Genomic DNA, 10,131 nt, shown 5'->3' with positions numbered 1-10,131 from the left:
TTTGTTGTGTCACCTTGATGTAGAACCACTATACCTGCGGTAACACGCCGCGATTACGAACATTTTAACTCTCGCTGAGTGGGTAATGATCTATGCGGATTGGTATTGTTGTCAGCGTGGTCAACAGTAAGAAGCCACGTTTAAAAACAGTGGACGATGTGAAACGCGCTCAAAGAACATGATGAACCTTTAAAAAGATGGAAAGAGAAAAGTAGCAATGAAAAAAGACTAGATAACCTTGCTCTGCAGGAGCTTAACAAGACATACAAACGCTAGAAATGTTCGCGATTCTCGTAATAATCGTTACCGTTGAGATCTTCAAATAAAACGGTGATGTCCTTATCCTCTCCTACGAAGGGGCGAAGCGCAGTATCGATAACGTGAGCCACTGCAGTTTTGACATCCTGCCCGCGATCAAACCACAAAACTTCTACAAACGGATAAGCCGAAGAGGCTCCACCGGCCACAATGAACTGGCTCGCAATGTGCTCTACTGTGAAATGATCGTTAGGGGTGTCGGTCAGTTTGGCAAACTGTTCAACGATAGAACCTGCAACCTCTTCTAACGCTGATTGCTCGATACCTCTTGCGCGAATGTGCGGCATTTTTTGTCCTTTAATAACTCTTTAGTTTGTGTACCGGAATTTTCTAAACGGCATCATACCACGCTTTAAAAGCGTCTAGACTGAGGATTCGCCTTTAGTACGCGATGAATACCATACTATTCGGTAAAAGGGTAAAAAGTTCTCACGGCAAATTAAGAATTATACCGAAACAGAATCTCGCACCACCACTTCACGCCATAAATGAGAACACTCTTCCACAAACTTTTTGTGAATAGGATGAAGCTGGTACTCATCTTGCGCTTCAACACTTTCAAATAGCATAAGTTCAGACACGTCAAACGAGTTATCTATCACGTCACGCTTTAGTGTATTGGCAGGCACACCAATGTGAAGTGAGTGAACTTGTGGGATAGCGCGCAACGATTGCAAACCAGCAATGAGCTTTTGCTTATCTTCTGTTGACGTTGGATCTTTCAGCCAGAAGTAAACCATATGAAGGATAGGTGGTAACTCAGCGTTTGTGATGCGGGACGAATGCGCCATAGCAGGCAATGCAGATAGCGAAGCAAACGCTCCTGCGGTTGCTAAAAATTGTCGTCTTTTTGTATCTGCCATAATAGAGCCTGCTTACCTTAGCTGTAGATTTCTGTCATAAACATTGAACATGCTGATGTTTCTACAATGACATTGGATCTCAATTGAAGCAATAGGAACCCGTTCATCTTCGCGTAAACACACACTTGTGAGCTCCGCCTTCACTGCAAAATAGATCTGAACTCAATTAGCAAGGCAAGAAAGCGCCAGGAGTTTAATATTCTGCATGTTGGCAAGCAACTTGAAAGATATTTAAAGAAACTGAATTTTAAACATGTAAACAACGAGATTTTGACGCTATGCGCTTACCTACCAAACAGCTTATCAATAAAATTGAAAACTTATCTAATGGTCTAACGCCAGAGCAGCTAGCAAGCTTCCTCGATATTATTGACGCTATGACGGCATTGGTTGAAGAAGCTGGAGAGTTAAAAGGCGATAGCGACAACAAAAATGCTAGCCTCAGTACTGAGCTATCCGTACTCCACTAAGACTGGCCTTTTTAGGATTACCGCTCTGAGGTAACAGCGGTGCTGCTATACCAAGCTGAATACCAGTATCAACACCAAGAACGATAAATATTCGTTTTTGCTCATTTGCAGTTCGTTTATGTTCGTTTTATGATGCGTTCCTATTAAATGTACATGGGAAGCTGCGTCAGAATTAGAACCTAACGGCCTGTTAGTTGAATGAACGGTTAATGCACTATTGCGCCAACATAAAACGGTTTCAGCTTTCATTCTTCATAACATAGCTCTGTCGCTTCTTTTTCTGATCAGTGCGTTGTACTGGTTAAAGATTAAAAGGAAGAATTATGTTACCTCTCACGGAACCAACGCTTTTCCGCCAATGTGTTGCTGAATTCATAGGCACGGCAATTCTGATATTCTTCGGTGTTGGTGCCGTTGCAGCATTGGTATTAACAGGCGCCTCGTTCGGTCAATGGGAAATCAGTATTGTCTGGGGGTTTGGCGTCGCTGTTGCCATTTATTGTACTGCTGGCGTTTCCGGTGCACATATCAACCCAGCGGTAACTATTGCGCTTGCGCTTTTTCACGGTTTTGAAAAGCACAAAGTTGCCCCCTTCATTTTTTCCCAGTTTTTGGGAGCATTCGCTGCTGCTGCACTTATCTACGGGTTGTATCATCAACTTTTTATAGATTATGAACTTACTCATAACCTCTCGCGCGATAGTGTAGACGCTCTCACAACAGCAAGCATTTTCTCTACTTTTCCCCACAAAGCCCTTTCATTTTGGGGAGCCTTTGGCGTTGAGTTCGTTATCACTGCCGTTTTGATGTTCGCAATACTGGCATTGGGAGATGAAAATAACGGCGCATCACGTGGAGCCATGAATCCGCTACTAATTGGTATTGTCATTGCTGTCATTGGCTCTTCTTTAGGGCCGTTGACCGGTTTTGCCATGAACCCAGCTCGTGATTTTGGTCCTAAGCTCTTTTCCTACATTGCGGGATGGGAGTATGCGCTTGATGGGGCGAAAGACATCCCCTACTTTATTGTGCCTATTGTAGCGCCTATATGTGGAGCATGCTTTGGCGCTTGGCTGTACCCTGTATTAATAGGTCATTCCCTTTCGCCAGAAAGTCGCGCCTGCACTATTCCAAACGATTGCGAAACTTCCGCTGTTACACCAACTTCTGAAGCGAGTGTTGATAGAGGGTAAGCTAACTATTGATATACGAGCGGCGATGGCCTATTTTACGCCGCGGTTGAACTTACAAAGAAGCATAGCGTGTGTTTTATTTAATAGCAGTTACTGTCCTGTGGGCATTTTCCTTTTCGCTCATAGGCGAGTTTTTGGCTGGCTCAGTAGACAGTTATTTTGCTGTTTTGACACGCATTGTGCTCGCCACACTGGTCTTCCTTCCTTTCCTTAGGCCGGCATTATTGAACCTTAAACAAAAGGTGATTCTGGCCAGTTTAGGTGCTGTGCAATTAGGGCTGATGTACATCTTCTTCTATCACGCATTTTTGTTTTTAAGCGTGCCAGAAGTGTTGCTTTTCACCATTTTTACGCCGCTTTATGTCGCCATTGTGAACGACGCCCTATTTAAGCGGTTTACCCCGTTTTATTTATTGTGCGCACTTATTGCCACCGCAGGTGCAGCCATAATTCGCTTTGACGGCGTGACTGATAACTACTGGTTTGGTTTTGCCATTGTTCAGGGTGCTAATCTTTCCTTTGCACTAGGACAAGTGGGTTATAAAAAGCTGACCTCGACTTTTACAGCCCAAGTACCTTATCACAACGTATTCGCGTGGTTTTATTTAGGCGCATTAGTTGTAGCCTTGCCCGCTTTTTTCCTTTTCGGCAACCCAAGTCAACTACCGCAAAATACCGAGCAATGGGGAGTGCTACTGTGGTTGGGTATTGTGGCATCAGGGCTTGGATACTACTTTTGGAACCAGGGGGCACTAGCCGTTTCTGGTGGTACGTTAGCTATTATGAATAACGCACTTATTCCAGCGGGGCTTGTGGTTAATTTACTGCTTTGGCAAAAAGACACCGACTTTTCTCGCCTGCTTCTTGGCGGTACCATTATTGCTATTGCACTTTGGATGTCCCATCAACACGCTAAGAAGCAGAAACAGTTATAAGCCTCAAAAAGGCCAAAACTACGCAGGACTATACTCACTCACCATGGTGTAGTCTTTGCGTGGCCCATTGACCTGCCACGTAGAGCGCCACACAGGCCACGCTGTGAAGTCATAGCGCACCACGTAATTATCATCGCCGCACAAGTGCTCAGCGTTTGGGTTGGTCGCACTGAAAGAATGAAAATAACGTTCATCGTCGAACAACACTTCAAATAAACCAGTTAGAGGCTGCTGCCAGAAATACCGACGTTCTGCGGGCATTACGCTTTCGTTAGGCGCAGTTACTTCGCCTTTTTCGTAATACGCCAAGCCGCTTTTTTCTTTTTGTACACTGCCTTCCAGCCAGCTGAATTCAGCCTCGCCAGAAAAGGTAAATACATCGCCATTTCGCTGGATGATTTTGCGCGTTAGCGTCCATCGTCCAGCAAAATCGTCCAAGGTATGAGGAGAATTAACTGTCATTGCGCCGTCCTTACCAAAAATAGGTAACAGTGGCAGAATATTGGTCGCCGCGGCCCGGCGTTCCTGGGATTTCTTCAAAGCGCTCATCCCACAAGTTATCGACTGCCAATACCAGACTTAACCCTTCAATCTGAGCAGGTGAATATGTGAAAGTGACATGTGAGAAAAAAGCAGAGTCGTCGCCGTTTCTAAGCGCATTGGTTTCTTGTTTCCGCCACTCGTTGTCAATGCGCACTTCAACCGTATCGGTTGCAAACCACACCAACCCAAGGGTGGCGCGATGCGGCGGATGGTTAAGCGCGTAAAAGCTCGCGTCTACCTCATCAATTCGATAGTCTTCAGACTTATCTAAATAGGTGTAGCTGGCCACCACATCTGCGCTATCAAAGCGTTTAATGGCAATCACCTCAACACCTAAGGTTTCGATATCAACCGGGTTTGCACTGCGAGCTGACGTAGCGTCGAAGCTATACGTCCAATCTGTCAGCTCGTTATCCCAGCGATAGAATACGGCGGTATCAACTTTGAAAGAGGATTTATCAAATGATGCCCCAAACTCTAGGTTTTTGCTGACTTCTCGCTGTAACTGGTTGTTACTTCTAAACAGACCGCTTGTGGTACTGCCGCCTACAGCAGTGTAGCCAGCCACCTGCGTCGCCTCTGCATACGAAAGATAGAGTGTACGTGAGGCATTGCTCCCTGCTTGGGTAAGCCAGCTAATATCGCCCACAAAAGACAGTCGGTCATCGTCGCGATTTGTATCGTCAAACGCCCCACCTAAACGAACGGTAAGCGATTCATTGCTGTTCAACTGCGTTCGATACTCGGGCACTACGCTTATTTTGTAGTAGTCGCGAGAGGTGAAATTGTTCTCTAGCGTGGTTGAGGTGATGTCGTCTGCAGTAAGCTGTGCTGCGTAGTTGATACCAAATTCTTGCGAAACATTATGAGTACCGGAAAACGCCAATGACTTCACTTTGGTTTCGTGAAACGCCTGAAACGCTTCAGGATTTTCACGTGAGAATACGTAATGGTCGTCATTCTCTCTGTAGTAAGCAGAAACTTCAAAGGTGTTTTTCATGCTCTCTTCGCCGTAGCGCTGTTTGTGATTTAGCATGACCAAACGAGTTTGAATGTCTTCTGTCTCGTTTACATTAAAAGGCGTGTACAAGTTAGGCCAGCCAAAAAACTTTTGCTGAAAGCCATAAAACACGTCGGTTTGTGAGTCATTACTTGCCAGCTGAATACGCCCTGACGCGCGTTCGAAATTATGATCGCCATTAGCAATAGTGCCATCACTTTCAGAGCGAGAATACTCCCCTTCAACCCCAACAGACCAACCGGGTAAAGCACTAAGCGCGTACTTTACTGCACCGTGTACACGCTGCAAATTGAAGTTGTTATTACCTACTCCCACTGACACACTGCCTGCTGTTTGGATGGGACGCCAGCCATAAGACACCGTACCTACAGAGCTATTTACGCCGTAAAGCGCATTATCGACGCCCGTGAAAATACTCGGCTTCGTCAACATTTCTGGCGCAATAGGAATTTCAGCGAAATAGTGCCCCGTTTGTGGGTCAATAAGCGTTGCGCTTCCTATGCGAAAACCCGTGTTTTCGAATATACCGCCGCGAATAGTCACGTCAGCCTGCGCTTCTGCCATGTTCCTTGATTGCAAATCGACTCGCGGATCGTATTCTAAGTTAGATATAGGTGAATTAAACGTCCCTACCGGCTTGTTGTTCGCCGTCGCCGCCCCTTCAATCGTAATTTTTTCTACGCCTTTTTCGTTGCTGTCCACGCCAGAGTTAGCGTTTGATGAATCAACACTTTCAGCGGCCATGGCGGCAAAAGGTAAAGTACAAAAGAGCAAAGATAGGGTTGTGTGACGCATTCAGTGTCCTAGTTAAAAATTAAGGTTCAGCCTGCAGGCAAGAGTAATAAAAACGCGAAGTTTATAGCATTAGTAGACCGAGGAAAACGCTGCGCAGGTGAGTTTAGACCAGTAAGTTTATTTTTACTCACAGCTCTGCACATTTCTATTTATCAATAGAAACAGCCTGTATGTATCTGTAGCAGCCCGCAATAATCATCAATCTCACCTTATTGTTTGCTTACCTTCCTTGCTAAAAGAAACGAGATAACATAACGTTCATGACCTCTGCAAAACCTGCCAAAGACACGTAATACCTTGCTTATGCTTGATCTTAAAAGAAAGGATCTCGCGCTTCATCGATGCACTAGATTTTGCGCCCACCATTGTTAGACAAAACAACTCTGGCGGCATGTTCGATAGCTTTGCGATCCGAGGTTTTTCTGGCGATGAAAATAACCCATCGGGTTATTTAATAAACGGCTTCAACGTGCGTGGCTATAGCGGTAATAGAAGCACGGTTAACGTTCAAACCACAAAGTTCAACACGCTCTAGAGTGTGTGACTCACAAAGATCCAAGTACCAACCGAAACAAGCACAATGCCACCAAATGTCTCTGCTCGCTTACCTATCAATGTTCCCATAACACTGCCCAACATAATGCCAATAGTTACCATAGAAAAAGTGGCTATCCCAATTAACGTCGCAGCAATAGCAATGTTCACGTCAATTAGCGCGAGACTTGCACCCACTGCCATTGCGTCGATGCTTGTGCCTAACGCAGTAATACACAACAAAATAACGGATTGTTTTTGAGACGTCGACTCTTCTTCGGCAGGTTTCAGGCTCTCGAGTACCATATGAATACCTAAACCAGAAAGAATGATTAGCGCAATCCAATGATCCCATGCTTCAACGTATGAAGACGCCGCGCGACCAATGAACCAGCCTATAAATGGGGTTGTTGCCTCTATGAGTCCGAACAAAAGGCCAATTTTGAGAGCAAAACTTAGACGAGGGCGATTGATTTTGACACCTTTGCCTATCGCTGCGGCAAACGCATCTGTTGACATAGCAAAGGCTAGCAAGATAAGAGCGAAGATACTCATAGTTTTAGAACTCCGGTCAGGCTAATTGAGTCCACGACAAATCCGCACGCCTGACCTTTAAGCGTGGACTTATCGATGGTCTCGCCAACCAAGAGGTGTTTGTACCATGGTAATGTGACCAATTATGTTGATACAAACTTTTCCATTCGAAACGGAAACAGGCTACTCCCCAACCGAGGGCCCTAAGGTACTATAGCCGCTATAAACTAATCAAGTTGATTGCGACAAACTGTCCAACTTGAGATATAAATGACGCCATGTTCACGCTCTTTCGATTGCATATATTCCAACAGTGCTCTTACACTCAATTTTATTAAGTGTCGGCAACCAAGTATTTTTTCAGCGTTACGCTTTGCGCCTCTCTGCTACTCATGGACTCCCTGAATAAGCCGTTGTCTTAGCGAGTTAACGATTTCATTGTTCATCCCTTTCCTCTGCCCGTACAATAGAGACACTTCGTTGTTGCAGCGCCAGTATTTCCGGCTCGCACTGTGTAATTCGACAACTCATTGCTAAAAGAGACTTTTTTATGAGAATTCTACTTTCCATTGCCTTCGCTACCATTCTTGCAGGCTGCGCTACTCTCTCTCAACTGGCGGTTTACACTGTATCTAATGCCGAGTTAGAACAAGTGCTTGACAGCCAAGTGAGTAAGCTGCGGAAGCAAACCTCACTCGCTGGTATTCCTCTTTATTTAGATGTGGAAGATATGACAGCAACCATAGGCCCAGATGGCAGAGACGTGGTTCAGCTAGGCGCTATTGCCACTGCGCGTATTAGTGCATTTGGGTTGAACTACCCTGCAAAAGTAAGTCTTGCTTTGGAAGGCACGCCTTATTACGACAGTGAAGAAAAAGCGATTTTTGTGCGCTCATTGTCTCTACTTGATAGCACAATTGATGCTGGCGGCTTTAAGGGTAATTTAGCCCCTGTAAGTGGCGAATTCATGCAGCTCATCAATGGCTATTTAGCCAATAACCCTGTTTATCGCCTAGATCCTGCGAACAAAGCGGTAAGCATGCTTTCAACGGTACCTTTACAGCTAACTGTAGAGCAAGGCCAGCTTGCACTTCGACCTAAACAATAATCATTGAAAAAACGTATGAAGTGTCGAGATTGTTAATGGTTAAAGGTGCAAAAGTAACCTGAGCCTCGATGCTCGCAAACAGATTTTCCCATTCAGTGAAATAGGCAGGCATAGTGACAGAACGTATCAAAACACTAGATGAATTCGCAAAGTACGTAGATTACTCTTTGCTGAATACCCTTACCCCAGACCCGCAGTCGACGTGCGATGGTGACGACCATAACCCGCGCCAAGTGTTTTCAGGTCACTATGTGCCAGTTACTCCGACCCCATTAACTGCACCGACGTACGTTGCTCATAGCGAAACGCTGTTTGCCGAATTAGGCATAGACGATAGCTTGGCAACATCTAAAGATTTCACCCAGCTGTTTTCAGGGGACATGTCGGATGTACCTGCACCAATGAAGCCCTTCGGCTGGGCAACCGGCTACGCACTTTCTATTTACGGTACGGAGTATACACAGCAATGCCCCTTTAGAACAGGTAACGGCTACGGCGACGGCAGAGCAATTTCTATCGTTGAAGCAGTTTTAAACGGCAAGCGTTGGGAAATGCAGTTAAAAGGTGCTGGTCGCACGCCTTATTGTCGCGGCGCAGACGGGCGCGCCGTATTGCGCTCAAGCGTGCGCGAATTTTTAGTGCAAGAGCACATGCATGCGCTTGGCATTCCGACCTCACGTTCGCTGAGCTTGTTTATATCTGAATCAGACACGGTAGACAGGCCGTGGTATCGCGAAGGGTCTCATTCCTATGAACCTGAAGTGATGGTAGAAAATATAACGGCCATATCCACCCGCGTGGCGCCCTCCTTTTTGCGCGTAGGCCAAATAGAGCTTTTTGCTAGGCGAGCTCGCTGCAACGAACACAGCGAAGCGTTAAACGAACTAGAAGCCATTGTTAAGCACCTTATTGAGCGAGAGTACTCAAGTGATATTGACACAACCACGCCGTTTGAAGAGCAAGTGGTAACGCTGGCTGCACTATTTCGAGACCGGCTAACGCGTCTTGTTTCTGGTTGGGTTCGCGTCGGTTATTGCCAGGGTAATTTTAATAGCGATAACTGCGCCGCAGGAGGCTTTACGCTGGATTATGGGCCATTCGGCTTTTGTGAATTTTTTGAAGCAGACTATCAACCTTGGACAGGCGGCGGTCGTCACTTCTCGTTTTTAAACCAGCCCATTGCTGCACAAAAGAACTTTGATATGTTCTGTCGCTCACTGATGCCGCTACTTGAAGGCAACAGTGAACAGCTTTCCAAGCTTAACGAGATCAACGACGGTTTTTCTGTCGTGATGGAACGCGCCATGGAGAGTATGTGGGCAACAAAGCTTGGCATTGCCGGCTACAACCACGACTTGCTGATTAAGCTGCTGCAATTAATGCTGCGCACAGGCGTGGACTACAATCTGTTTTTCCGAGAGCTATCGTCAATACCAGAAGATATGGCGAGCTTGACGAAAAGCTTTTACTACCCGCCTAAAGCAGAGGTCTTGACAGAATGGGAAGCATGGCTACAAACGTGGCGTGAGCGCATTGAAAAGGACGCCGAAGCACAAGGTGATGTTACAAACGCTATTGCTGCTACCGCAGAGAATATGCGCAAAGCAAACCCTAAATTCACATGGCGCGAATGGTTAATTGTGCCTGCTTATAAAGCCGCAGAGAAAGGTGACTTTACGCCAATTCACGAACTTCAGAAGATACTTACTGCGCCTTATGATGAGCAATCAAAAGAGGTAGAGAATAAGTACTACCAGCTGCGCCCACTTGAATTTTTCAGTGCTGGCGGAATCGCTCACTACAGCTGCTCTTCGTAA

At 45.8% G+C, this 10,131-nt stretch carries 10 protein-coding genes, 1 pseudogene and 1 riboswitch; of the genes and pseudogenes, 6 read left to right on the top strand and 5 right to left on the bottom strand.

The genetic code is table 11. The annotated features are described in order from the left end of the window. Positions 1-272 precede the first annotated feature (272 nt). Positions 273-605 carry a DUF1904 family protein gene (locus tag BIZ39_RS14590; protein ID WP_187447330.1) on the bottom strand — a complete coding sequence of 111 codons (333 nt, stop codon included), beginning with the start codon at positions 603-605 and terminating at the stop codon, positions 273-275. 159 nt (positions 606-764) lie between these two features. Then, positions 765-1,181, bottom strand: coding sequence for a Dabb family protein (locus BIZ39_RS14585; RefSeq protein WP_061095588.1), 417 nt, complete (start codon positions 1,179-1,181; stop codon positions 765-767). Positions 1,182-1,459: 278 nt separating this feature from the next. Here BIZ39_RS14585 and BIZ39_RS14580 point away from each other — a divergent pair, with 278 nt between their 5' ends. The 3 genes from BIZ39_RS14580 to BIZ39_RS14570 all read left to right on the top strand — a co-directional run bounded on the left by BIZ39_RS14580 (position 1,460) and on the right by BIZ39_RS14570 (position 3,779). After that, a complete protein-coding gene (locus BIZ39_RS14580) occupies positions 1,460-1,651 on the top strand; it encodes a hypothetical protein (RefSeq protein ID WP_014950632.1) in 192 nt (63 codons plus the stop codon). A gap of 323 nt (positions 1,652-1,974) precedes the next feature. Further along, on the top strand, positions 1,975-2,844 hold the full coding sequence (locus BIZ39_RS14575) for an MIP/aquaporin family protein (protein ID WP_187447329.1): 870 nt from the start codon (positions 1,975-1,977) through the stop codon (positions 2,842-2,844). A gap of 71 nt (positions 2,845-2,915) precedes the next feature. After that, positions 2,916-3,779 carry a DMT family transporter gene (locus tag BIZ39_RS14570; RefSeq protein WP_187447328.1) on the top strand — a complete coding sequence of 288 codons (864 nt, stop codon included), beginning with the start codon at positions 2,916-2,918 and terminating at the stop codon, positions 3,777-3,779. An 18-nt stretch (positions 3,780-3,797) separates the two neighbouring features. Here BIZ39_RS14570 and BIZ39_RS14565 read toward each other — a convergent pair whose 3' ends face one another. Next, a complete protein-coding gene (locus BIZ39_RS14565; RefSeq protein ID WP_187447327.1) occupies positions 3,798-4,241 on the bottom strand; it encodes a DUF6314 family protein in 444 nt (147 codons plus the stop codon). A 10-nt stretch (positions 4,242-4,251) separates the two neighbouring features. Beyond that, the gene (locus tag BIZ39_RS14560) at positions 4,252-6,138 is read right to left on the bottom strand and encodes a TonB-dependent receptor plug domain-containing protein (RefSeq protein ID WP_187447326.1); all 1,887 of its coding nucleotides are present in this window, start codon (positions 6,136-6,138) and stop codon (positions 4,252-4,254) included. A gap of 319 nt (positions 6,139-6,457) precedes the next feature. Here BIZ39_RS14560 and BIZ39_RS14555 point away from each other — a divergent pair. Continuing rightward, positions 6,458-6,652 (top strand): annotated as a pseudogene (locus BIZ39_RS14555) (TonB-dependent receptor plug domain-containing protein); the annotation flags it as partial. 17 nt (positions 6,653-6,669) lie between these two features. Here BIZ39_RS14555 and BIZ39_RS14550 read toward each other — a convergent pair. Next, a complete protein-coding gene (locus tag BIZ39_RS14550) occupies positions 6,670-7,227 on the bottom strand; it encodes a manganese efflux pump MntP family protein (protein ID WP_187447325.1) in 558 nt (185 codons plus the stop codon). A 53-nt stretch (positions 7,228-7,280) separates the two neighbouring features. After that, positions 7,281-7,407: riboswitch (yybP-ykoY riboswitch) on the bottom strand. A gap of 349 nt (positions 7,408-7,756) precedes the next feature. Between BIZ39_RS14550 and BIZ39_RS14545 the strand changes: the two genes are divergently transcribed. Together BIZ39_RS14545 and BIZ39_RS14540 are read left to right on the top strand one after the other, a co-directional pair. Beyond that, positions 7,757-8,314, top strand: a complete 558-nt coding sequence (locus BIZ39_RS14545; protein ID WP_187447324.1) for a DUF1439 domain-containing protein — start codon at positions 7,757-7,759, stop codon at positions 8,312-8,314. Positions 8,315-8,427: 113 nt separating this feature from the next. Beyond that, on the top strand, positions 8,428-10,131 hold the full coding sequence (locus BIZ39_RS14540; RefSeq protein ID WP_187447323.1) for a protein adenylyltransferase SelO: 1,704 nt from the start codon (positions 8,428-8,430) through the stop codon (positions 10,129-10,131).

The sequence above is a fragment of the Alteromonas sp. BZK5 genome (assembly GCF_014349115.1).
Taxonomy (GTDB): domain Bacteria; phylum Pseudomonadota; class Gammaproteobacteria; order Enterobacterales; family Alteromonadaceae; genus Alteromonas; species Alteromonas macleodii.
Note: the sequence above shows the minus strand (reverse complement) of the source record. Positions and strands in the feature narration are given on the sequence as shown.